Source organism: Serratia plymuthica (assembly GCF_018336935.1).
In the GTDB taxonomy this organism is placed as follows: domain Bacteria; phylum Pseudomonadota; class Gammaproteobacteria; order Enterobacterales; family Enterobacteriaceae; genus Serratia; species Serratia plymuthica_B.
The window spans coordinates 3,009,225-3,032,924 of sequence record NZ_CP068771.1 but is presented as its reverse complement, the minus strand read 5'-3'; the positions used below and the strand labels follow the sequence as shown (position 1 = coordinate 3,032,924).

Here is a 23,700-nt window from a genome sequence, read left to right as displayed (position 1 = left end):
TTGCTATTGCGCGATGTTCAGGGTGCGACCGTCCGCCAGTTTGGCTTGCAGACTCTGGGCGGCGATGCCCTCGAACGGCCGGTTGCCAAAGTTGGCGGTCAAGGTTGAACCGTCGCTGAAGGTGGTTTGCTGTACCCAGCCCGTCGCATCCAGCCAGCGGAAGTCCGTCAGCGCTTTATCCCACAGCGCCTGATGCAGCGGGCGGAACGCCGCATCGGCGCGCTTGATCTCCGGCAGCCGTGCCTGCAGGGTAGCGCGACTGAGATGGAACATGGGCGCAGTGTTGTACAACTGGCTGAGCAGGCTGCGCGCGGTTTTGACATCGCTGAATTTCAGGTTGTCGTAATTCCAGTGGTGGCTGCTGATAACGGCATCGTGAAACACCGCCTGGTACAGCGGCAGGCGATAACGCGGATCAAACTCCACCGTTCGGTAGGGTTCTTTGACCTTGGCCGGGCTGAAGAAAAAGGCCGGCTGGGCATTCGGCCACCAGGCACCCAGATAGTAGGGCGAGGATTTATCCTGATTCATCTGCTTGTCACCCCAGCCGAAGCCCCAGGTTTCCATACCGTGAGCAAACATGATGTGGCGGGCGGTCACCGCATTGCCATCCTCGGAGCCGAGCGGCAGTTTTAGCGTGTCGCTGAACCAGGCCAGCCGTGCGTTGCGCGCCTGTGCCATTTGCGCAGCGCCGGTAGGGTGGTGGAGCTGATAGTCGTCAGACACCATTCCGGTGCCGTCAACGTCAAGGAACAGGCTGTTCAGCCCGGCCAATTGTACCAGGCTGCGCATGCGCTGTTGGGAATAGGGCAGCACGCAACCGGGATTCAGGTAGTAGCCCTGCTTGCCGAAACCGGGTTTTTTAGTGCCGTCGGCGCGTACGATGGCGCAGTCTTCACGCAGCGCAGTCGGCAACTGGGCCGTCAGCCAGCTGTCGTTGACTCCGCGGGGAATCGCCGTGTCGTAAGAGTCGTAACTGGCGATGAGATAGCCCAACTTCCTGGCGCTCTCCACCGCCTGCGGATGCAGGAACTCGGCGGTCCAGTTATCGGTGCCCAACCACAGGCGCGGCAGCCCGGCCTGATGCAGCGCCTCGATCAACGGCTTAGCCAATCCCTGGCCCCAGCTATCTGCCGGTGCCAGATAGGCGCCAAGCTGCCGTTGCGCCAGCTCACGCAAGCCGGCGGCCTGACGATGTTGCGCTTCCAGGAAGTCTGGGTCATCCGGCGTAGCGTTGAGCGGCGTCAGCGCGACCAGCGCCTGGTTCAGGGCGTCGATCAGCGTCAGTTGTTGCCAGCCCTCCGGCGTTTTTCCCGCCGGTTGGCGCAGCGCTTTCCGGCTTTCGGCATCCATTTTCCGCCGCAGCGCCTCGCCAGGCGGGGAGTTGAGCCAGGACAGCAGGCCCGGCCAGTTTTTCACGTCGGCGGGTGCCAGCAGTTTGTCGCCCCACAGATAGATATGCGTGGCACCAATCAGCTTTTCGCCCTCCGGGGCCGTGCGGATTTTATCGCGCAGGCTGCTGAACTGGCCGCTTTGTTGCAAATACTGGCGATAACGGCGCGCGCCGGACAATGGCGTTTCACCCACATGCAGCAACACGTCGAAAGCCTGTTGCTGATTAAAACGGTTGAACTGGTGGCTACTGCGCATGCTGAATGCGCCCTTTGCGCCGGCAAAACTGACCTGATTGCTGAACGGCGTAAGCAGCAGCCAGCTATACACCTTGCCTTGTTGTTCCTGGCTCCACAGCGGCAGTTTCAGATCCCAGTTGGTATCCAGCGGCGTCATTTCCTTAACCAGATACCGCTGCCAGATGGCGTTATCCAGCGGGATACGGCTGCCTTCACCTATTGGCAGCAACAGGGTGCCCGCCTGCTGCGGCAGGGTGAACCAGTTCAACGTCTGCGCCCGGCTGCTGCTGAAGCTAAGACGCAGATCGCCGTCCTCGAGTCTGGCGGACACCTGCATGGCGCTGTCCGGCCATTGCCAACGGGCCTGCGTCGGCGCGCTTTGCAGTTTTGCCACGGTTTGCCCGGCCTGCGCCTGATTGACGATGGTTTTGCCTGCGGTGATTTGCAGCGTGGCCGGGTCGATGTCAAAACGGGCCGTTCCCTGTTGCAGCAACAGGGCGCCGGCGGGGAAAGCGGCAAACAGAGCGAAACTGATGGAAAGGCGAAGCATGTTCATCGGATTGGCTGTCCTTTGGGGATTAATGTCCTGTTGAGGCGCCAGTCTATAGATAATAAGCGTATCACCCAAAGCCAATGCGGCAGATTGAGTTGTACGTCAAATAAATGACATTATGCAGTTTAATTTCTGTTTAATAAATTCGCCTTTACATCATTATCCTGCGTCACTATACTCAGCCAAAATTTCAGTGAGGAAACACAATTGGACAGTTTTAGTTGTAGCGATATAAATAAGGCAAGCTGACCAATCCTCTTCTGATTTGTTGCTTGCCGAAAACGGCGGGCAGCACCCCTCTCTTGTTATTCCGAGCTGTGCAAACCCGAATCTTATTGTTGTACCTGAGACCAATGGCATCAGGCGAATTGATTTGGACGTTATTATGGTGATTTTCAACCACAGCCTTTTCCCTCCAGGCACCGCCGCGTTCGTTCGCTAATATATTATTGGCGCGATTTCGCGTGTGCTAAAAAGCACATGATTTTATCTCCTGCAGTTTATTAAGGGGACAGTCATGGCTATGACTCCTTTTGTTTTAAATTTATTACTGGCGATGAGCCTGGGCGCGGTTATTGGCGCCGAGCGGCAGTGGCGTCAGCGTATGGCCGGCCTGCGCACCAATGCGCTGGTGGCCACCGGTGCGGCGGTGTTTATCCTCAGCTCCATGTCCACCGATCCTTCCAGTGCCGGGCGGGTTGCCGCGCAGATTGTTTCCGGCATCGGCTTTCTGGGCGCCGGGGTGATCATGCGTGAAGGGCTGAACATCCGTGGCCTGAATACCGCCGCCACGCTGTGGTGCTCGGCGGCGATTGGCGTGTTGTGCGGTCTGGGGCAGTACTGGAATGCGGTACTGGCGACGCTGGTGATCCTGTGCGCGAATATTCTGCTGCGCGAAGCGGCGCAGCGCATCAATCTGCAACCTCAACAGCAGGCGTTAGATCTGGAACAGTGTTATCGCATTCAGGTTACCTGCGGCGAACAAGATGAAATACTGGTACGCACTCTGATATTGCAGGCGCTGAACGGTGTGGCGCTAAGATTGCAATCCTTGCGCAGCGCCGATATATCCCTCCCTGGTCAGCTTGAGGTTTGCGCGGAGATAACCGCCAATCCCGCAGCGCAAAAAGAAATTGAAGGTATTGTCTGCCGCGTCAGCCTGGAAAAAAGCGTTAGCGCCGTACGCTGGCGAGTGGTTTCTGAATTACCGGTTTGATTCTTCATTAATATTCATTTTTTTAAGTGATAAGGAGGTGGCATGGACGGTGACCCCATAATGTTAATTATTCGGCGTGATTGCCTGCGGTTATAAATAGCGGTAATTACGTTAATTAAATAAATTCCACTCTGCGCCTATTCACCTGTTAATCAGGCGGGGTAACTCTGTGCGCAGAATAAGATAAGAGAATAGCGTTATGACCTATATTAATGAAAACCTACGCCGCCGCGATAAAAAAGCGGCGCCTTATGCCATCGCGCAAGAGGCGAAAAACAGCGTCGAGCAGACGCTGGCAAATTTAAAATGCAACCGTAGCGGTCTGACCCAGGACGATGCCGATGAGCGCCTGGAGCAATTTGGCGTTAACCAGGTTGCCCATGAAAAAGCGCCGCACGCGCTGGTGCAGCTGATTGGCGCATTTAATAACCCGTTTATCTTTGTTCTGATGGTGCTGGCTGCGATCAGTTTCTTTACCGACTACTGGTTGCCTCTCCGGCGCGGTGAAGAAACCGATCTCATTGGCGTGATCATCATACTGGTGATGGTTTCACTCAGCGGGCTGCTGCGTTTCTGGCAGGAATACCGCACCAACAAGGCGGCGGAGACGCTGAAATCGATGGTGCGCACCACCGCAACGGTTTTGCGTCGCAGCAGCTTCAGCGCGCAACCCTTGACGTTGGAAGTCCCCATTCGCGAACTGGTGCCGGGCGATATCATCCAGCTTTCCGCCGGGGACATGGTGCCGGCGGATGTGCGCCTGCTTGCCTCACGCGATCTGTTCATCAGCCAGGCGATCCTGACCGGGGAGGCGATCCCGATCGAGAAATACGATGCGATGGGCAACGTCAGCCAAAAATCGAGCGAGGAGGAAGTCTCCAGCGAGCATGCGCTGTTGGAACTGCCGAACATCTGCCTGATGGGCACCAACGTCGCCAGCGGTACCGCCACGGCAGTTGTGGTGGCGACCGGGGGGCGCACCTATTTTGGTTCGCTGGCCAAGTCGATCGTCGGTTCCCGTTCGCAAACCGCCTTCGATCGTGGGGTGAACAGCGTCAGCTGGCTGCTGATCCGCTTTATGCTGGTGATGGTGCCGATTGTGTTGCTGATCAACGGCTTTACCAAAGGCGACTGGAGCGAAGCGGCGCTGTTTGCTTTGGCGGTGGCGGTGGGGTTGACGCCGGAGATGCTGCCGATGATCGTCAGCTCCAACCTGGCGAAGGGCGCAATCGCCATGTCGCGGCGCAAAGTGGTGGTCAAGCGTCTGAACGCCATTCAGAACTTCGGTGCGATGGACGTGCTCTGTACGGATAAAACCGGCACCCTGACCCAGGATCGCATCATCCTCGAGCATCATCTGGACGCCAGCGGAGCCAAAGATAATGAGGTGTTGCACCTGGCGTGGTTGAACAGCGCCCACCAAAGCGGCATGAAAAATCTGATGGATCAGGCGGTGATCCGCTTCGGGCGCGGCAAACCGGGCATCGAGGCGCTGGGGCGTTTTAGCAAGGTGGATGAGCTGCCGTTCGATTTTGTGCGCCGCCGTCTGTCGATCGTGGTGGCGGATGAAAATGGCCAACAGCGGCTAATCTGCAAAGGAGCGGTGGAGGAGATGCTGGACATCGCCACCCACGTGCGCGAGGGGCAGCAGACGCTGGTGCTGGATGAGGCGCGGCGTGCGTCGCTGCAGGCGCTCGCCGCTCAGTATAATGAGGACGGGTTCCGCGTGTTGGTGCTGGCGACGCGGGAGTTGGGTGAGCGGAAAGATCCCTTGCCGCTGAGCGTGGCCGATGAACGCGATATGGTGATCCAGGGCGTCCTGACCTTCCTCGACCCGCCAAAGGAGAGCGCGCAGGAAGCGATAGCCGCGTTGCAGGAAAATGGTGTGGCGGTGAAGGTACTGACCGGCGATAACCCAGTGATCACCTGCAAGATTTGCCGCGATGTCGGGCTGGAGCCGGGCGAGCCGCTCTCCGGCCCGCAAATCGAACAGATGGACGATGAAACACTGGCGCGCGAAGTGGAACAACGCACGGTCTTTACCAAACTGACGCCGCTGCAGAAATCGCGGGTATTGAAAATGTTGCAGGCGAATGGCCATACCGTTGGCTTCCTCGGCGACGGCATTAACGATGCCCCGGCGCTGCGCGATGCGGACGTCGGTATCTCGGTGGATACCGGCACCGACATCGCTAAAGAGTCGGCGGACATCATCTTGCTGGAAAAAAACCTGATGGTGCTGGAAGAGGGCGTGATCAAAGGCCGGGAAACCTTCGGCAATATCATCAAATACCTGAACATGACCGCCAGTTCCAACTTCGGCAACGTGTTTTCGGTGCTGGTGGCCAGCGCGTTTATCCCGTTCTTGCCGATGCTGGCGATCCACCTGTTGATTCAGAACCTGATGTACGATATTTCCCAGCTGTCGCTGCCGTGGGACAAGATGGACAAAGAGTTCCTGCGCAAGCCGCGCAAGTGGGATGCGAAGAACATCGGTCGCTTTATGCTGTGGATTGGGCCAACCTCCTCCATTTTTGATATCACCACTTATGCGCTGATGTGGTTCGTCTTCGCCGCCAACAGCGTCGAGCATCAGGCATTGTTCCAATCCGGCTGGTTTATCGAAGGGTTGTTGTCGCAAACGCTGGTGGTGCATATGCTGCGCACCCAGAAGATCCCGTTCATCCAGAGCACCGCCGCATTGCCGGTTCTGCTGACCACGGCGCTGGTAATGGCGTTGGGCATTTATCTGCCGTTCTCGCCGCTCGGCGCCTGGGTTGGGTTGCAACCCTTGCCGTGGGAATACTTCCCGTGGCTGGCCGGCACGCTGATCAGCTATTGCGTCGTGGCGCAGATGATGAAGCGTTTCTATATTCGCCGCTTCGGTGAGTGGTTGTAATCACCCTAACCGCCGGGTGCAATGCCCGGCGGTTATAACAATTTTTTCACCAGCAGGCCGAGCATGATGGTCAGCGTAAAGGAAAATAGCGTGCCGAGCAGTACATACTCGGTACGCATTTTGTCATCGTTTTGCCGCAGGTCGCCAAAGCGAAAAATAGACTTTGCGGCCAGCAAGAAGCCGATCGCCGGAATCTGGCCGATCAATACAAACGTCAGGATCAGCGTTCTTTCCAGATAGCCAATCTGTTTGCCTGCGCGCAACAGCGAGTCGTTGTCGGCTTTGGCCGAAAGCGGCATTTGCGGCGTCCAGTGCGCCAGCAGTTGCCCAATCAGTACGCCCATCGGCATGTAAATCACTAAATACGCCAGCAGCAGCAGCCCAAACTGCGCCCCGGTAACGGCGGCACCAAGCGCGGCCAACAGGCTGCGGGGCTCCGGCACCAGGCACAACCATAGCAAAACAATCACCGCCAGATGCAGGCATTGATCGAGCAGAAAACCGCCGGCCCGGCTGAGGCGAGCGAGGAGCGTGACTTTCAGCAGGTCGATAATATAGTGGCTGATGGCGATAACCGGCAAAGTAGCCAGCGCCTTGGCGGCGGGGAGCCCGCCTTGCAACAGACTGAAACCCGCCACAGCACTGGCGGCCAACACGCCGTGCAGCAAGGCGTGCAGCAACAGCAAACGCGATCGCGCGCGTCGGCGGGTTTTATCCTCCACCCAACTGAGCGGTTGCAGCGGGAAATCGGCCAGTAAATGTGCAATCAGCAACCAGGTCAGTAACGGCGCGTAGGTTAAATCCATATTCAGGTGATCCTGTTAATCGCGTGAATAAATCGCATGATCTCCTCATAGGCTGCTCGTTTTAGCGTTGCGGAGACCGTGGACGCGGCTTTATGCAGTTTCTCGGCCACCTCCAGGTTGGTGGCGGCAAACATCCTCGCCTGTACTATCTGCGCCTCGGTTTGCGACAGGCGACCAATCACATGATCTAACATCGGCAACAGATCGCTGACAATGGCATTCGTCTCGGCATGGTCATTTTTCAGAGCCAGCCTGCAATTTTTATCCAGGCTGTCCAGCGCGTGGCCTGAATTGACAAAGGCGCTGGCATAACCGGTCGCTCGTTCCCGACCGTCCCCCAGGCCCACCGCGATGCGGGCGTCCCACTGGCCGGCATCCATTGCTTTGAGTGCGATACGGATATAGGCTGCCAGCAGCAGGCCGGATTGCGATTCGGCTACCGCCTGGAAACCGTCGCCGCGGAAAATTTCGAACCGCTGTATAAGCTTGGCCTGTTGCAGACGGTTGAGCAGGGCCTCTAACCCGGTAATATAATTTACGGTGTCGAGCTGCTGAGAGTTGACCAGATCGCCGGTGATCACGCTGAATTGTGCTTGCATGCTTTTCTCTGCTGTGAAGCGATAACGTACCGTTAAAATTCGCATCTAAATACGAATATGTCAATTATTCGTATCTGAATGCGAATTTATGGGTTATTCGCTTCTAAAGGCGAATTTTCACGCAGTTTAAGTGCGTTGGATCCGCGTAATCAGGGGTTTTTCCATCCGCGCCAGATAGACGCCGAGCAGGATCAGCCCAACACCCAAGAGCCGCGTGCCGGTTGAACCGCCGCTGTCGCGCAGGCTATCGATGACGACGCCCGCCAACATTTGGCCGCTGATGATCAGCAGTGCGGCGCGCAGCGTGCCAAGGAGCGGCAGCACATAGCTGTTCAGCGCCACGAACAGCGCGCCGATGACACCGCCCAAATAGGCTCCCCACGGGGCGTGACCAAGGGAAAGGCCATTGAACCCACCGCCCACCGCCAGCAGTAGGCTGAGGAACAAAAAGCCGACGATATGATTGCAGAGCGAGGCGTGGAAGGCGCCGCGGCTTAGCGCCAGGCGGCCATTGACCGCCCGGCTGATGCTGATGCAGACGCCATTGAACAGTGCGAGGAGTACCAGGGTTAGCATGAGGGTTATCTCACAAAAATAAGCAGGGCGCCGCCGAAGAGGATCAGCAGCGTGGCGATAATGTCATTAGCGCGCAGACGGCGTGGAATGACGCCAAACCAACCGCGGCTGTCGGAAAGCATGCCGAACAACACCTGGCCGGTAAGCATGAGTGCCAGGCTGCCGGAAAGCGCCAACCGGCTATTGACGGTGACGGCGGCCACTACCACCGTCAGGGCACCGGGAATACCGCCAAAATAAGCCCAACGGGGGGCCGCCATGGCCGCCGCAGAGGAGAGGGGCGTACGGCGGTACGGCAGCAACAGCAACAACAACCAGGCGGCGATAGCGCCAACGCCATGCGCCACCCACGAAGCGAATAGCGGGCTGTTATAGCTTGCCAGCCCGCTGTTGACGCTGATCATCAGGGCCAGCAAAGCGCCGGCGGTTAACGCCAGCAAAGGATCGGAAAAACGTCCGCGTATCATCATCTCAGGTTCCATTTTTAGGGTGGCAGGTAGCGTACATTGTTTTTGTTATCGTCATAATCCACTACAATGGAAACTCATTGTTGAGTAAAAGTTGACGATAAATGACCGATAATTTTGCGGCGATCCCGCTGTTTGTGGCGGTGGTGGAATGCGGCAGCTTTTCAGCGGCCGGTCAGCGGCTGGGCATTACCAAGTCTGCGGTAAGTAAACGCATTGCCCAGTTGGAAGGCTCGCTGGGCGTGCAGTTGCTGCACCGCACCACCCGCAGCCTGAGCCTGACCGAAGCGGGCGAGCAGTATTTTGGTTATGCCCGGAACGCCTGCGCGGTGGCGCAGGAAGGGGAAGACGTCATCACGCGATTGCAGGGGCAGCCGCAGGGTATTTTGCGGCTCAGCGTGCCGATGGTGTTCGGCCGTTTGCATATTGCGCCGTTGATTCCGGTTTTTTTGGCCGCCTGCCCGGAAGTGGAAATTAACATGATGATGGACGATAAACTGGTTGATCTGGTGGAAGGGGGCTATGACCTTGCGATCCGCATTGGCCGGCTTGCCGATTCGAGCCTGATCGCACGGCGTATCGCGCCCTGCTACAGCGTATTGTGCGCCGCGCCGGCTTATCTGGCGCGCAGCGGCACGCCAAAGGATCTGGCGCAGTTGGCGCAACATAACTGCCTGTTTTACAGCTACTACCGCGCCGGCAGCGAATGGCAGTTTCAGGGGCCTGAAGGGGCGGTGCGTTTTCAACCGCGGGGGAATTACCAGGTGAATAACAGTGAGGCGCTGCGTGAAGCCTTGCTCGCCGGCCTGGGGATTTGTCAGATGCCGACCTTTATCGTCGGTGACGATCTCGCGCAGGGGAGGTTGGTCGAACTGTTGCCGGAGCACAAGCTGCCGGAACACGCGATTTATGCGGTGTACCCGGAACGCAAACACATGCCGGCCAAGGTCATGGCCTTTGTCGATTTCCTGCTGGCGCACTTGGGTGGGGAACGGCCTTATTGGGACCTGCTGCGTGACTCATGACAGCGCATTGCCATTCAGCCGGGAATACGTACGCCTGTTCGGCATGCCACCGGCGAAGGCAGCGTGGGTTTTAAAAGCTTTTGACCAACATTTCGCGCGGCTGCTCGGTGCCGTGCTTCAGCAAGTATTCAAAAGATCTTTCGCTGTTTTTCAGCTGCTGCAGAAATTCTTGCGGCGACAGATCGTGTTTTTTGCCGCTCATATAAGCCAGCGCCAGCTCTTTTGCCTGATAGCGTGAGAAATTGTACATCGTGCCCCCGGTGAGAATAAGTGGTGTTTTGTTAAGGCTGATTGTAGGGGAATAGCACGTAATGAACAGTCGCTTTGGCGTATGGAATCGATAGCTGAAACCTGTGTGGGGGTGAGCCGTTTTAATGTTGCGGCTGCAACAGTTCGTGGCAGAGCTGTTTGATCACGTCTTCTTGCTGCAGGCCGTTATGCCGCAGGCGGCGTATGTGCTCCGCATCGTTCATCGCGATTTTGACGTAATGCTCAACCTCGTCGAGCAGCGCGTTTTCTTCGCTGTTTTGCGCGCCGGGCCGCAGGGCGGCGAGGGTGGACAGCATATGCGACGTCAGGCTGCAACGGCGCAGCGTGGCGGGATCCACATAGTCGGCGCCAAAGCCGTGGCGACAGGCGTTGATCTTGTTGTAGTTGGTAAAGGCGGCATATTCCGCAATCACCTTTTGTCTGTTATCCAGCAGGTATCTGGCCAGCAGACGGCAATAGCCGGCCAATGTCACCGCATGATGAATATGCAACGGCGTATCGCAGACCCTGATTTCCACCGTACCCAACTCCGGCTTTGGCCGCGCGTCCCAATAAATGTCCTTGATGCTTTCAATCACCCCCGCGGCGGTAAGCCTTTCATAATACAGGGTGAACTCGTCCCAATTATAGATTTGCTCAAGGCAGCCGTAGTTGGGGAAAGAGTTTTGCGCGCTGAAGCGGGAACTGGCAAACAGGGTATCGACACCCTGGTAGATTGGCGAAGAGGCGCTCAGGGCAATCAGATGGGGCAAATAGGGCGTCATGGCATGGCACAGATACATAGCCTCATCACCGTCGTTGACGCCGATATGAATATGTTGGCCGAACACGCAGGCCAGCTTGGAAAGGTAGCCAAAGCGGCTGGCCAGCAATTTGTAGCGTTCGGAGTCGGTAATGACCTGTTGACGCCAATCGTTGCTCAGATGGCGGCCTCCACCGCAGACGTCGCAATCAATGCGCTGCGCTCCGGCGCGTATCTTCCCGGTCAGTTCGTTCAGCTCGGCCAACAGTTCACCGAGATCGGTATGCACCGAGCTGTTTAACTCCACCATCGATTTAGTCAGCTCGTGCTTGACGCGTTTTTTGTCGCCGATGTCTTCAACCAACCGATCGGCCTTGTGCGACAGATCATAGTGTTCGTTATCCACCAGTTGCAGTTCTATCTCTGTGCCAAGAGTAAGCCTTTTTGAGCGTTTGAAGGGTAGCGGCATTACACATCTCCAGGTCCAGGGCGGTGCATTCAGTATAGTGCTTCAGTGGGGGTTTAGCGTTTGCGGATACCGGGTGAAACGGTAATTACATTCGTTTATTCATATATGTTATTGACATCGCCCGGCTGCGGATTATGATGCGGTTATCATTCGGAGAGAAACCTATGTCATCACTGACGCCGCTGAAACTGTTTAAAAATCTGTCGGACGACACCCGGCTGAACCTGGTGTTGTTGTTGCGCCAGGCGGGGGAGCTGTGCGTGTGCGAACTGTCCGGCGCGTTAGGCGAATCGCAGCCAAAAATTTCCCGTCATCTCGCTATGCTGCGTGAAAGCGGCCTGCTGTTCGATCGCCGTGAAGGTAAGTGGATCTATTACCGGTTGTCACCGCATATGCCGGCCTGGGCTGCGGCGATTATCGAGCAAGCCTGGCTCAGCCAGCGGCAACGGTTCAGCGAGCTGGCGCAGCAAGCCGCAGCGGGTGGCCGGGCGCTTTGCCGGTAACGTTAAAAAAATTTGTTTTTATATATTCGAAAAAACATATGTATTTATGGCGTGATGCGCCAGGGAGCGATGATGGTACTGGCTGGGGCAATTTTTATTCTGACGCTCATTTTGGTGATCTGGCAGCCAAAAGGGTTGGGCATTGGCTGGAGCGCTTCGCTCGGGGCGGTGTTGGCACTCTTGACCGGTGTGGTGCACTTTGGCGATATTGCCCTGGTTTGGCACATTGTCTGGAACGCCACGGCGACCTTTATCGCGGTGATCGTCATCAGCCTGCTGCTGGATGAGTCCGGCTTCTTTGAGTGGGCGGCACTGCACGTGGCGCGTTGGGGCAAGGGTAAAGGGCGCTGGTTGTTCACTTATATCGTGCTGCTGGGGGCTACCGTGGCGGCGCTGTTCGCCAACGACGGCGCGGCGCTGATCCTTACGCCGATTGTGATTGCGATGCTGCTGGCCCTGGGGTTCAGCTCCGGCGCCACGCTGGCGTTCGTAATGGCGGCGGGCTTTATTGCCGACACTGCCAGCCTGCCGCTGGTGGTCTCTAATCTGGTGAACATTGTCTCGGCAGATTTTTTCAAGCTAGGCTTTACTCAATATGCCGCCGTGATGGTGCCGGTGGACATTGCCGCCATCGTCGCGACGTTGGTGATGCTGCATCTGTATTTCCGCAAGGAGATTCCGGTGAGCTATGACCTGTCGCTGCTGCGGTCGCCGCGTGAGGCTATCCGCGACTTGCCGACCTTTAAAACCGGTTGGGGCGTACTGGCCTTGCTGCTGATTGGGTTCTTTGGCCTGGAGCCGCTCGGCATACCGGTGAGCCTGGTCGCCGCCGTGGGGGCGATGATCCTGCTGGCGGTGGCGAAAAGGGGCCATGCGATTGATACCGGTAAAGTATTGCGCGGCGCGCCCTGGCAGATCGTGGTGTTCTCGTTGGGCATGTACCTGGTGGTCTATGGGCTGCGCAACGCGGGGCTGACCGACTTGCTGTCCGGTATGCTGGATGGTCTGGCCGAACGGGGGCTGTGGGTGGCCACGTTCGGCACGGGATTCCTGACGGCGTTTCTGTCTTCGGTCATGAACAACATGCCGACCGTGCTGGTGGGCGCGCTGTCGATCGACGGCAGCAACGCAGACGGCGTGATCAAGCAGGCGATGATTTACGCCAACGTCATAGGCAGCGATCTGGGGCCGAAAATTACGCCGATCGGCAGCCTGGCTACGCTGCTATGGCTGCATGTGCTGTCGCAGAAAAATATCGTCATCACCTGGGGATATTATTTCCGGGTGGGGATAGTGATGACGCTTCCGGTGTTGTTTGTCGCGTTGGCCGCTCTGGCCCTGCGCCTGTCGCTTTAGTGTTTACAAGAGAGAACCCCATGAGCCAGATAACCATTTACCATAACCCGGCCTGCGGCACTTCGCGCAATACGCTGGCACTGATCCGCAACAGCGGCGTGGAGCCTGCGGTGATCTTGTATCTGGAGACGCCGCCCAGCCGTGACCAACTGGTCAAACTGATTGCCGATATGGGCATTTCCGCGCGTGAGTTGCTGCGCAAAAACGTCGAACCTTATCAACAACTGGGGCTGGCGGACGCGCAATGGAGCGAGGATAAACTGATCGACTTTATGCTGCAGCAGCCGATTTTGATTAACCGGCCGATCGTGGTGACGCCGTTGGGCACGCGGCTGTGCCGTCCGTCGGAAGCGGTGCTGGATATCCTGCCGGATCCCCAGCAAGGTGCGTTCAGCAAAGAAGACGGCGAGCCGGTGATTGATGCGCAAGGGCAACGAATCACGGGAAAATGACAGGCTCGCCAGCCCGTCATCCTCCCTTCTCGGTCAGGAACTCGATAACGCTTTGACCGAACTCTTCCGCGCAGGCCACATTGGAGATATGCGAGGCCGGCAACACTTTTAATTTGGCGCGTGGCGCGTTGGCGACCAAAAATTCGGCGTCCGCCACGGTGGTGACCGGATCATGCTCCCCGGCAATGACCAGCATTGGCCGCGCCATCTGGCGGGTCTGGTCACGAAGGTCGGCCTGCGCCAACGCGTCGCAGCAGGCGGCGTAGCCTGCGGCATTGCTGGCCGCCAGCCCGTCGACCAGCGCGGCAACCCGTTGCGGCGAACGCTGCAAAAAAGCTTCGGTAAACCAGCGGGAAGGGGATGCGGCGGCCACCGCCTCCAATCCTTCGTTGCGCACTTGCTGCGCACGTTGCTGCCAGCCTTCGGCGCTGCCGATGCGCGCGGCGGTATTCGCCACCACCAGGCGATCGATGCGTTGCGGGTGATAGCGATTGAGCCACAGCCCGGTCAGACCACCCATCGAGATGCCGCAAAAGTGAGCGCTTGGCGCATCCAGCCTGTCGAGCAGGGCGATAACGTCATTGCCGAGCGTTTCTAGCCGCAGCGGGGTTCTCGGCAGCGGTGTAGCGCCGTGGCCGCGTTGGTTGTAGCGCAACACGCGAAAGTGTTCACGCCAGGTCGGCAACTGCGCCTGCCACATGTCGAAGGTGGTGCCTAACGAGTTGGACAAGACCAACAGCGGCGCGCCAGCGCGGCCATCAAGACGATATTCGATCTCCATATTCATACCCGCTCGATGATCAGCGCAATGCCCTGACCAACGCCGATACACATGGTGCACAACCCGTAACGGCCTCGGGTTTTCTGCAATTGCCAGGCGGCGTTCATCACCAGCCTACCGCCGGAAGCGCCCAACGGATGACCCAGCGCAATGGCGCCGCCGTTCGGATTCACCTGTGCGGCATCGTCCTTCAGCCCCAGTTCGCGCGTCACGGCCAGCGCCTGTGCCGCAAAGGCTTCGTTAAGCTCGATAACGTCCATTTGATCGAGCGTCAGGCCGGCGATCTTCAGCACCTTGCGTACCGCCTCCGCCGGAGCAAACCCCATAATTGCAGGCTCAATGCCGGTCACCGCGCTGGCGACAATGCGCGCCATCGGTTGCAAGCCGTGGCGGGCCACCCCGCGTTCACCCGCCAGCAACAGTGCGCAGGCGCCGTCGTTCAGCCCGGAAGCATTACCGGCGGTGACGCTACCTTGAGGGTTAACCACCGGTTTCAACTTCGCCAGCGCCTCGAGCGTCGTAGAGCGTGGGTGTTCATCCTGGCGGAACAGCAGAGGGTCGCCTTTTTTCTGCGCCAGGCTGACTTCAATCAGTTGCTCGGCAAAGAAACCGCTTTCTTGGGCTGCGGCGGTGCGCTGCTGGCTGCGCAGAGCGAAGGCATCCTGATCCTGGCGGCTAATGCCAAACTTCAGGGCCACGTTTTCGGCGGTTTGCGGCATAGAGTCCACGCCGTATTGCGCTTTCATCTGCGGGTTGATAAACCGCCAGCCCATGGTGGTGTCTTCTATTTTCATCGCCCGGCTGAAGGCGCTTTCCGCCTTGCCCATCACAAACGGCGCCCGCGACATGCTTTCCACGCCGCCGGCAATCATCAACTCGCTTTCGCCGGTTTTGATGGCGCGGGCCGCCATCGCCACGGCATCCAGGCTGGAGCCGCACAGTCGGTTGAGGGTGCAGCCGGGGATCTGCACCGGCAGGCCGGCCAGCAGCAGCGCCATACGCGCCACGTTGCGGTTGTCTTCCCCGGCCTGATTGGCGCAACCGAACAACACGTCGTCTACCGCGCTCCAGTCAAGCTGCGGGTGGCGCGCCAGCAACGCTCTCAGCGGCAGGGCGGCCAGATCGTCGGCGCGGACGGTGGCGAGACTACCGTTCAGGCGGCCAAAAGGCGTGCGGACGGCGTCACACAGATAAGCTGGATTCATGCGTTGGTTCTCCGTGCTGAAGGGCAAAGGTCAACTCGACCGGGGTGATTTCCTGTAATTGTTGCGGGGTCAGCCCGCCGAATATTTCGCGCACCACCAGGCCCTGAGGCGTGACGTCCATGACCGCCAGATCGCTGTAGATACGATCAATGCAGCCGACGCCGGTCAGAGGATAGGTGCAATGGCGGACAATCTTGCATTCGCCTTTCTTGGTCAGGTGTTCGGTCATCACAAAGACCTGACGCGCGCCAATCGCTAAATCCATCGCGCCGCCGACCGCCGGTATCGCCCCGGGCGCCCCGGTACTCCAGTTGGCCAAATCGCCCTGTTCGGAGACCTGATAGGCGCCCAGTACGCAGATATCCAGGTGGCCGCCGCGCATCATGGCGAAGGAGTCGCCGTGATGGAAAAAGCAGCCGCCTTTCAGCAGGGTGACCGGCTGTTTGCCGGCGTTGATCAGATCAGGATCTTCCTCTCCTTCGGCCGGGGCAGGCCCCATGCCGAGAATGCCGTTTTCGCTGTGCAGGAAAATTTCTTTGTCCGCAGGCAGGTAGTTGGCGATTTGCGTCGGGATGCCGATGCCCAGATTCACGTAGGCGCCTTCTGGGATGTCGCGCGCAATGCGCTCGGCCAACTGCTGATGAGTGAGTTTTGACATAAATCCGTTCCTTAAGCCGACAGCTGCGCGGCGCTTGCCGGGGTGGTCACCAGGCGTTGCACGAAGATCCCCGGCGTGATGATGGCTTCGGGATCCAGCTCGCCCAGCGGCACTAACTGATTGATTTCAGCAATGGTGCAATGGGCAGCCATCGCCATGATCGGCCCGAAGTTACGCCCGGTTTTGTAATACAGCAGGTTGCCCCAGCGGTCGCCTTTTTCAGCCTTGATCAGGGAAAAATCGGCTTTCAGCGGCAGCTCAAACACATACTGGCGGCCGTCTATCTCGCGGGTTTCCTTGCCTTCCGCCAGTTTGGTGCCGTAACCGGTCGGCGTGTAGAAGCCGCCGAGGCCGGCACCGCCGGCCTGAATGCGGGCCGCCAGATTGCCCTGCGGGATCAGCTCCAATTCCAGTTCGCCGCGGCGATACAGATCGTCAAACACCCAAGAGTCGGACTGGCGCGGAAAAGAGCACACCACTTTGCGCACACAGCCTGCCTTCAGTAACGCCGCCAGGCCGAAATCCCCGTTGCCGGCGTTATTGCTGATCAGCGTCAATTCGCGCGGGCGGTGGCGGATCAGCGCATCCAACAGGGCGCAGGGTTGGCCGGCAGGGCCAAAACCACCGACCATAATGGTGGCACCATCCGGTATATCTGCGACGGCGGCGTCTGCGGACGCCACGTTTTTATCGATCATCTGCTCTCCTGGGTAGGCTGCGGTTATTCCTGCGTCATACGAGTGGTTCTGATCTAAGTTAAATGATGAAAAATACAGCGACAAGTGCGAATATCAGCGTGTTGTGCGATTATCGAAGCATTACTGGTTTAGCTATTCGTTTTGTGATGCAGGTAACTAAATCGCTATTTGCCGTCGTTCCGATACTGCGGACGTATGAGTTCAGGTGTTATCGAAAGAAGGGGGAGATCAGAATGGATGATGTTTCAGAGTTTGGCGGCGGGGAGCTGCGTCGGTTGCAGGAGATCGGCGATTTAAGCAACGATAGGTACAAGGGCGATCCCAACTTTATGGCGTCGTTGGCCAGAGGGTTAGAGGTGCTGCAGGCCTTCCAACCGCAGTATTCGCAGATGTCGGTTTCCGAGATCAGCCAGATTACCGGCATTCCGCGCGCCGCGGTGCGTCGTTGCCTTTACACCCTGCGGGCGCTGGGTTTTGTGCATTGCCCCGATGGCCGACATTACCGGCTGCTGCCGCGGGTGCTCACCATCGGCCATGCTTATCTTTCTTCTTCCGAGCTGGCGAAGGCGGCGCAGAACTCGCTGGATTACCTCAGCAAACTGCTCAACGAATCCTGTTCGGTGGCGACGCTGGATGGCGACAACATCCTGTATATTGCCCGCGCGTCGGTGAAGCGCATCATGACGATTGATCTGGGGCGCGGCAGCCGCTTGCCGGCCTATGCCACGTCAATGGGGCTGGTTTTGCTCAGTGCGCTGGACGAGGAGCAACTGGAGGATTATCTGTCGCGGGTGAGCTTCGAACCGCTGACCGAGCACACCGTGACCAGCGCGGAACAGTTGCGTGAACAGTTGGCTAAAGTGCGCAGGCAGGGATATGCCATCAACGATCAGCAACTGGAGATTGGCCTGCGTTCGATCGCGGTGCCGATGCACTCGCGCAAGGGCGGCGGCGTGGTGGCGGCAATGAACGTGGGGGTCAATGCTTCGCAGATTTCCTCGGCGGAGCTGCGTGAGCGGGTGCTGCCGCAACTGCAACGCGCGGCGATGGAGTTGGCGTTGTTGTTGTAGCCGCTAACGCGGTGGCCCGCCTCGGTCGGGGCAGTTTGGCTGAGGCGGCCACCCGAATTTCACCCGACGATAACGCAAGTTCCTGTGCTCATTGCGGCTTTATCGCACCTTCATGGCCGGCAGTCGGCACCACAAAACAGAAGCAACTGCCGTAGGGTTCTACCGCCTGCGCTTTCAGCACGCCCCGATGGCGTTCAATAATGGCGAGGCTGATGGTCAACCCCATCCCCATTCCCTGTGCTTTTGTGGTGTAGAAAGAATCAAAAACCCGTCCCATTACGTCAGGATCCAGCCCGATTCCGTTGTCCATTATGCGTAGCTCAACCCTGCCGTCATCTGGGTTCAACGTGGTTATCCTCAGCGTTCGCGCACGATCGCTCACCTCAGACAGCGCCTCGATCGCGTTCATCACCAGGTTAATCAATACCTGCTGAATTTGTACGCTGTCGCCAAAGATGAAACTGTCGGCGGCCTTCAGTTCATACTCCACCGCCACGCGGCGCTGCTCGATTTCGCTGCGCGACAGGGTCATGATATGGCGGACAAGATAGTGCAGATCGATACGTGAAAAGACCGGCTCCTGCTTGCGCGTCAGGGTTTGCAGGCTGCGAATGATTTCGCCTGCGCGTTGGCCCTCTGCGATGATCTCCTCCAACCCGGTACGAATATTGTCATGCCGGACAGGATCATGGTTCAGCCAGCGCAGGCTTGCTCCGGCGTTCGAGACAATCGACATCAAGGGTTGATTGATTTCGTGCGCAATGGACGAGGTCAACTGGCCGACGGTGGTCGCACGGGAAACGCGTGCCAGCTCGGCCTGGGCGACCCTGACGGCGTCCTCCGTCTGCCGCTGGGCGGTGATGTCGGTGATGGTGCCGTAGTATTCATAGACCTCGGTGCCCACGCCGACCGGGTTACCTATGCCCAATATGTAGCGGCAAACGCCATCCGCGCTCATGATGCGAAACTCGGCCCGCAGGGGCAGCCCGTCTCTCACTCCGTCGGTGACGGCGGTGCTGACTCGCGCATAGTCGTCCGGATGAACGAAGGTAAGAAACTCGGCCATAGAAATCATTTTCTGCTTCTCGGGCAAGCCGAGAATACGGGCATATTCTTCGGACATGAACATCAGGTCCTGCGCCAGCTCCCAACGCCAACTGCCGGTATGACTGATCTGCTCGCCCAGCATCAACGAGGTCTGGCTTGCTCTGAGCTCTTTCTCCACCCGCCTGCGCTGAATGTTCTCCTCAAGCAATTCGGCATACAGCCTTGCGGTTTCGAGCGAGACGGCGGCATGCGCGCCGAGCAGGTTAACCACTTTCGAATGCTCGGCGGTGAAGATTTCAGGCATTAAGCGGTTTTCGAGGTACAACACGCCGACCAGCCGCGCCTGCTTGAACATCGGCACGCACAAGACGGCGGCGCCGGAAGTCACGAGGTAAGGATCCTGCGAGAAGGGAGTGAACTCTTCCGGTTTTCCGGTGCGTATCTCTTGCCCGGTACGGATCACGGCCGACAGTATCGACAGCGGCATATCGGTGGCCATCGGCATATCTTTTATAATCCGTACCCTGACGCCGTCGCTGCCGGTATAGGCGCTCGCCTCTATTTCAGGAATATTGTTATCCAATACGCGGATCAACAGGCCGCGCTGGGCGCCGGCACGTTCCAGCAGCATGGTCATCAGTATCTGAATCAGCCGTTCCAGATTGATCTCTTCAGACAGTGCGCGCGAGGCTTTGATGACACTTTGCAGATCGCGGATTTCTTCATTCTGGGCAAAGGCGATGGTGTCATAAGGCGTTGCCTGGCCAGGGGGCGCCAGATGGGGATAAGCCTGTTTCAGCTGATTCACCTTGGCCTGCGCACCTGTGCGCCCCCATGCCGCCATTGCCCCCCTAAAGTGGGCGTCTGCGGCCGTATGATAGCCGCAACTGAGCGCGAAGCGTCCCGCAAGTTCATGAGCCAGCGCATTGCTGGGATTGAACCCCGAGTCCCGCGAGAGCCTTACCGCTTTTTCATACTGCTCGAGCGCAATGCTGTTCATGCCGTCCAGGCGGACAATCTCCGCATACACCAGGGCCTCTTTGTCGGCGAATGTGCCTGGATTAATGCGCGCCCAAAGCGCGATCTTGTCGTAGTGCTTTTGCAGCCTGCGCCGGTGCTCGACGGAGAAGGTCTCCGGCGTCAGTTGAGCGGTTAACGCCAGCGCGCTGTACAGATGTAAATCCAGCAGGTGGATATGCCCCGGCGCAGACCAGGCAAAGAATTCAGCCTGCGCCAGCGACTCTTCCGCCTGCGGGTATTCGCCGGCGACAAAATACGTCATGCCCCGATACAGCCAGAACCAGAACATCATGGTGGACATTTGCTGCGGCGCCTGTTCCGGCGCGGTTGGCAGCAGCGAGTCGGGCAGCGCATCGATGCCGCCCCAATATCCGGGAGATACGGTGCGCAAGTGTTCAACATAATGCCGCTGGATCAACATAATGCGCTCAACGTCGGGGAAATGGGATTTCCGCACGAAGGCCAGCCCCCGTTCGATGCTGGTCAGCACGTTATCGAGATGATCGCCGCGGCTTAAAAAGTTAATGATCTGATGACAGGCGGCAAAAGAGGCGACGGTCAGATCGCCGTGCGTCACCGCCGCCGTGAAGCAGGCTTTGGCGCATTCGGTGGTGTAGGAGAGCGGCTGGGTCCAGACGCTCAACTGATCGAGCGGCAGCAGCGTTCTCGCTTCGTAAACGCTGTAACCGTGGCGCGCCACGAGTTCACGGGCCAGCTCCGCGTATTTGAAGCCCAACCGATATTCGGCATAGCGGTGGCCAATCAGCACGCCAAACCAGCCCATCGCCGACGTTGAGGCACCGGTAATGCCGTGTTCCAGCGTCAGATGCAGCATCTGGCAAAGCAACATGAAGTGCAGGCGTGGGCTGATGAAGCTGGCGGACAGGCCGGCACGGGCCAGCAAACTCATCGCGGCTTCCGTTTCGGGATTGGTCATGAGCGGCAATTGATTGAAAATAGCGGCCGGGCTCTCACCGATACGGGCGTGGAGCATTTTCCAGGTCGCCTCGCATTCCGCATCGTCGGGGTGTCGGTTAAGCGTAATGCCGGATACCGTCAGCCAGCATAAGGCGGTCTCCAGCGCCAGCGGGTTATCCGACTGGCGCATATGCACTTCCGCCAGCAAATTGGCGGCGGAGATTTTTTCCGTCAACCCGCCAGGCGAAGCCAGCAACTTGTCGCTCAAATGCCGCGCCGTGACCAGGTTACCCAGTAAAAGCGCGCATTCGGCCTCCTCCAGCTCCAGCGCGAAATCGGACGCATTATCAGGCGCAGGGCCTCCGAGCGCGCGGGCGGTCTGCAGATATCGCTGTGCCGAGAGGTAGTCCCCGGAACGCTTCGCGCGGCGGGCCGCCAACATGCTCAATTCGCGGAACATTTTGCGCTGTGGGGGCGGCTGCACGCAGTCAATGGCTGCAGACACATGGTGAATGGCGCGGAACAGCATCTCATTGCCAGCCGCCTGGCGCGACGCTTCGGCCAGCAGGCTGGCCGTCGTGAGGTGCAGATGCCCCCGATCGCCGGCATCCAACAGGGCGAAGGCCGCTTCCTGCACGCGATCGTGGGGGAACGTGTAGGTGTCGGCAGACAGGGTAATCAACTGAGCGGTAACCGCAGGGTGCAGTTGATAGCGGATATCCGTATCGGAGAGGTTCAGGACGCGGCTAACGGTGCCAAGCTCACCGCTGCTACCCAGGCAGGCCAGGCTGCCTAACAGCTTGCGGGTTTCCTCCGGCATTTTCTCCAGTTGCTGCAATACCAGGCCGACGACGTTTTCGGTGTAATGACGCGCCTGAATGGTCGGCACGTCGTAATACCACTTGCCTTGATGCTTGTTGTGCGTCACCAGGCCGTCATCGACGATGCGTTTGAAAAACTCATGCACGAACAGCGGGTTGCCGCCGGTTTTTTCATGTATCAAACGAGCCAGATCGAGGGTGTCGGTCGAGCGCCGCTGGAAGACGTCGGCCAGCCAGCGCGCGACGGCTTTAACCGAGAGCGGCGCCGGTATGATGTCTATTTTGCGTTGAGCCGCATCGCGAAGCCGGCCCAGCGCCTCAGACACGGAAAGGTTGTCCGTTGAAGAGGGATCGCGCAGGGCAACCACCAACAGCAACGGCAGCGCATCGCTGTTTTTAAGCAGATATTCCAGCACCTGCAAGCTGGCGGCATCGATCCAGTGAATATCGTCAATCAGCAACACCAGCGGACAGCCGGGGGTGGCAAACGTATTGACCAGGCTGACTATCATAAGATTAAAGCGAGCCCGGGCATCGGTCGACAACGAGTCGGGGGGCTGCCGGGATTTTCTCTCCAGCAACAGACCCAGCTCCGGCACCAGGTTGATGGCAAGTCCCTCGTAGCCGTCCAGCGTGCGTGCCAGGCGGGTTTTCCAGAGCGCGACATCTTCTGCCGGCAACCCCAGCAGTTTCAGGGTCAGTGCCCGGAAGGCGGAGGTCAGCACGCCATAAGGCAGCGACGATGAGAACTGGTCGACTTTACCCACGGCAAGCAGCGTGCGCCGGTTTTTCAGCTCTTTTAACGCTGAGGCGATCAGCGAGGATTTACCGATGCCTGAAGGCCCGCTGATGACTGCCAGCGCGTGGGTTCCGCTCTGATTAACCTTGTCGAACGCGGCGATAAGCTCGCGGCCCTGTGGATGGAGGGTGTACAGCGTATCGGCGAGATGAAACTCAGGTGCGCGATCCTGCAACCCGGGAGGAAAGGGCATGATGTCATTGCCATCGGTCAAGGTGGCCTGGCAGCGGCGCAGGTCAGCGACCAGCCCGTCGACCGTCTGGTAACGGTTATCGGGCGACTTGGCCAACAACCGCAGCACCAGCGTTGAAAGCATGGCCGGTATCCGTTCGCGCAGCAAATGAGGCGGACGAGGCTCTGAAGCGATATGGTGATGCGCCCACTCCGCCTGGCCGCCTTCGCTGAGGTCGAAGGGCAAAGAGCCGGTCAGCAGCTCATAAAAAACGATGCCAAGGCTATAGAGATCGCTGCGGCTGTCCACCGCTCTTTGCGTGCGCGAGGTGTGTTCGGGTGACATATAGGCGAGCGTGCCGCCAAAAAACGGCAGACGGGTATGTGTTAACTCTTCCGCAGTGCCCGTCGTCAGACCAAACCCGGCAAGGCGGCATGAGGTGTCGCCCTGGATAAAAATGTTACCCGGCTTGATATCGCCGTGGATCAGGTTATGCCTGTGCATCTGGCGCAGCGGGGCACATATCCGGATGGCAAGCTCCAGGAAACTGGCAATGCAGGCCATCGGCTGCCCCGTTATACGGGCCAGGGGTTCAAAGGCAAAAGACGGATAGACCAGCGCATATCGGCCACGATACTGCGTGCAGGCAGCGGGTTTCACAGCCCAGGCGTCGGACAGGTAGGGGCGCAGCAGGAATTCGTTCTTCAGCAGCCGGGTGGCGTCCGCTTCCGCCTCATCGCTGACCGCCGTGGCGAGGATGAAAGCCCCGCTCGAAAAAGGGTGCCGTCCGTTCATCCAGACGATGCAGCCCTCATGAACCAAGGGGGTAAAAATGACATCATCCTTAAATGCAAAAAACTGCCCATCCTGAAAATCAGGAAGGGCAGCCCGGTCTGGCGGTATCAGCGGGTCATTCATTCGGCTCTCTCGCAGGAAGCGGTTTTGTC

The 23,700-nt window shown here is 58.4% G+C and carries 19 protein-coding genes; 7 read left to right on the top strand and 12 right to left on the bottom strand.

Annotated features, from left to right (window positions below):
• Positions 1 to 3 precede the first annotated feature (3 nt).
• A complete protein-coding gene (locus JK621_RS14085) occupies positions 4 to 2,187 on the bottom strand; it encodes a glycoside hydrolase (protein WP_212556536.1) in 2,184 nt (727 codons plus the stop codon).
• A 514-nt stretch (positions 2,188 to 2,701) separates the two neighbouring features.
• On the opposite strand from JK621_RS14085, the gene JK621_RS14080 reads away from it, so the two are divergent.
• Together JK621_RS14080 and mgtA are read left to right on the top strand one after the other, a co-directional pair.
• Entirely contained in the window at positions 2,702 to 3,400 is a 699-nt protein-coding gene (locus tag JK621_RS14080) for an MgtC family protein (RefSeq protein ID WP_212556535.1), read from the top strand.
• A 199-nt stretch (positions 3,401 to 3,599) separates the two neighbouring features.
• Positions 3,600 to 6,299, top strand: a complete 2,700-nt coding sequence (mgtA, locus tag JK621_RS14075) for a magnesium-translocating P-type ATPase (protein ID WP_212556534.1) — start codon at positions 3,600 to 3,602, stop codon at positions 6,297 to 6,299.
• A gap of 32 nt (positions 6,300 to 6,331) precedes the next feature.
• On the opposite strand, the gene JK621_RS14070 is transcribed toward mgtA, so the two are convergent.
• The 4 genes from JK621_RS14070 to JK621_RS14055 form a co-directional block, all read right to left on the bottom strand.
• Positions 6,332 to 7,105, bottom strand: coding sequence for a DUF3307 domain-containing protein (locus JK621_RS14070; protein WP_212556533.1), 774 nt, complete (start codon positions 7,103 to 7,105; stop codon positions 6,332 to 6,334).
• A gap of 2 nt (positions 7,106 to 7,107) precedes the next feature.
• A complete protein-coding gene (locus JK621_RS14065; protein ID WP_212556532.1) occupies positions 7,108 to 7,704 on the bottom strand; it encodes a hypothetical protein in 597 nt (198 codons plus the stop codon).
• Positions 7,705 to 7,830: 126 nt separating this feature from the next.
• Entirely contained in the window at positions 7,831 to 8,280 is a 450-nt protein-coding gene (locus JK621_RS14060) for a DMT family transporter (protein WP_212556531.1), read from the bottom strand.
• A gap of 5 nt (positions 8,281 to 8,285) precedes the next feature.
• Entirely contained in the window at positions 8,286 to 8,750 is a 465-nt protein-coding gene (locus tag JK621_RS14055; RefSeq protein WP_212556530.1) for a DMT family transporter, read from the bottom strand.
• Positions 8,751 to 8,851: 101 nt separating this feature from the next.
• Between JK621_RS14055 and JK621_RS14050 the strand changes: the two genes are divergently transcribed.
• Positions 8,852 to 9,772, top strand: coding sequence for a LysR family transcriptional regulator (locus JK621_RS14050; protein ID WP_212556529.1), 921 nt, complete (start codon positions 8,852 to 8,854; stop codon positions 9,770 to 9,772).
• Between the two features lie 70 nt (positions 9,773 to 9,842).
• Here the strand turns inward: JK621_RS14050 and JK621_RS14045 are convergent, their stop codons facing one another.
• Complete coding sequence (locus tag JK621_RS14045) at positions 9,843 to 10,022, bottom strand: hypothetical protein (RefSeq protein ID WP_212556528.1); 180 nt, start codon at positions 10,020 to 10,022, stop codon at positions 9,843 to 9,845.
• A gap of 121 nt (positions 10,023 to 10,143) precedes the next feature.
• Positions 10,144 to 11,253 carry a YbdK family carboxylate-amine ligase gene (locus JK621_RS14040; protein ID WP_212556527.1) on the bottom strand — a complete coding sequence of 370 codons (1,110 nt, stop codon included), beginning with the start codon at positions 11,251 to 11,253 and terminating at the stop codon, positions 10,144 to 10,146.
• A gap of 164 nt (positions 11,254 to 11,417) precedes the next feature.
• On the opposite strand from JK621_RS14040, the gene JK621_RS14035 reads away from it, so the two are divergent.
• The 3 genes from JK621_RS14035 to arsC all read left to right on the top strand — a co-directional run bounded on the left by JK621_RS14035 (position 11,418) and on the right by arsC (position 13,564).
• Complete coding sequence (locus tag JK621_RS14035; RefSeq protein WP_212556526.1) at positions 11,418 to 11,756, top strand: metalloregulator ArsR/SmtB family transcription factor; 339 nt, start codon at positions 11,418 to 11,420, stop codon at positions 11,754 to 11,756.
• 72 nt (positions 11,757 to 11,828) lie between these two features.
• On the top strand, positions 11,829 to 13,112 hold the full coding sequence (locus JK621_RS14030) for an arsenic transporter (RefSeq protein ID WP_212560201.1): 1,284 nt from the start codon (positions 11,829 to 11,831) through the stop codon (positions 13,110 to 13,112).
• 20 nt (positions 13,113 to 13,132) lie between these two features.
• On the top strand, positions 13,133 to 13,564 hold the full coding sequence (gene arsC / locus JK621_RS14025; protein WP_212556525.1) for a glutaredoxin-dependent arsenate reductase: 432 nt from the start codon (positions 13,133 to 13,135) through the stop codon (positions 13,562 to 13,564).
• 16 nt (positions 13,565 to 13,580) lie between these two features.
• Here the strand turns inward: arsC and pcaD are convergent, their stop codons facing one another.
• The 4 genes from pcaD to JK621_RS14005 are packed head-to-tail and all read right to left on the bottom strand — an operon-like array spanning position 13,581 to position 16,906.
• Complete coding sequence (gene pcaD, locus JK621_RS14020) at positions 13,581 to 14,351, bottom strand: 3-oxoadipate enol-lactonase (RefSeq protein WP_212556524.1); 771 nt, start codon at positions 14,349 to 14,351, stop codon at positions 13,581 to 13,583.
• Entirely contained in the window at positions 14,348 to 15,550 is a 1,203-nt protein-coding gene (gene pcaF, locus JK621_RS14015) for a 3-oxoadipyl-CoA thiolase (RefSeq protein WP_212556523.1), read from the bottom strand. Before pcaF ends, pcaD begins: the two co-directional genes overlap by 4 nt.
• Entirely contained in the window at positions 15,528 to 16,208 is a 681-nt protein-coding gene (locus JK621_RS14010; protein ID WP_212556522.1) for a 3-oxoacid CoA-transferase subunit B, read from the bottom strand. Before JK621_RS14010 ends, pcaF begins: the two co-directional genes overlap by 23 nt.
• Positions 16,209 to 16,219: 11 nt before the next feature.
• Positions 16,220 to 16,906, bottom strand: coding sequence for a 3-oxoacid CoA-transferase subunit A (locus JK621_RS14005; protein WP_212556521.1), 687 nt, complete (start codon positions 16,904 to 16,906; stop codon positions 16,220 to 16,222).
• 233 nt (positions 16,907 to 17,139) lie between these two features.
• Here JK621_RS14005 and JK621_RS14000 point away from each other — a divergent pair, with 233 nt between their 5' ends.
• The gene (locus JK621_RS14000; RefSeq protein ID WP_212556520.1) at positions 17,140 to 17,976 is read left to right on the top strand and encodes an IclR family transcriptional regulator domain-containing protein; all 837 of its coding nucleotides are present in this window, start codon (positions 17,140 to 17,142) and stop codon (positions 17,974 to 17,976) included.
• Between the two features lie 88 nt (positions 17,977 to 18,064).
• On the opposite strand, the gene JK621_RS13995 is transcribed toward JK621_RS14000, so the two are convergent.
• The gene (locus tag JK621_RS13995) at positions 18,065 to 23,671 is read right to left on the bottom strand and encodes an ATP-binding sensor histidine kinase (RefSeq protein WP_212556519.1); all 5,607 of its coding nucleotides are present in this window, start codon (positions 23,669 to 23,671) and stop codon (positions 18,065 to 18,067) included.
• Positions 23,672 to 23,700 lie beyond the last annotated feature (29 nt).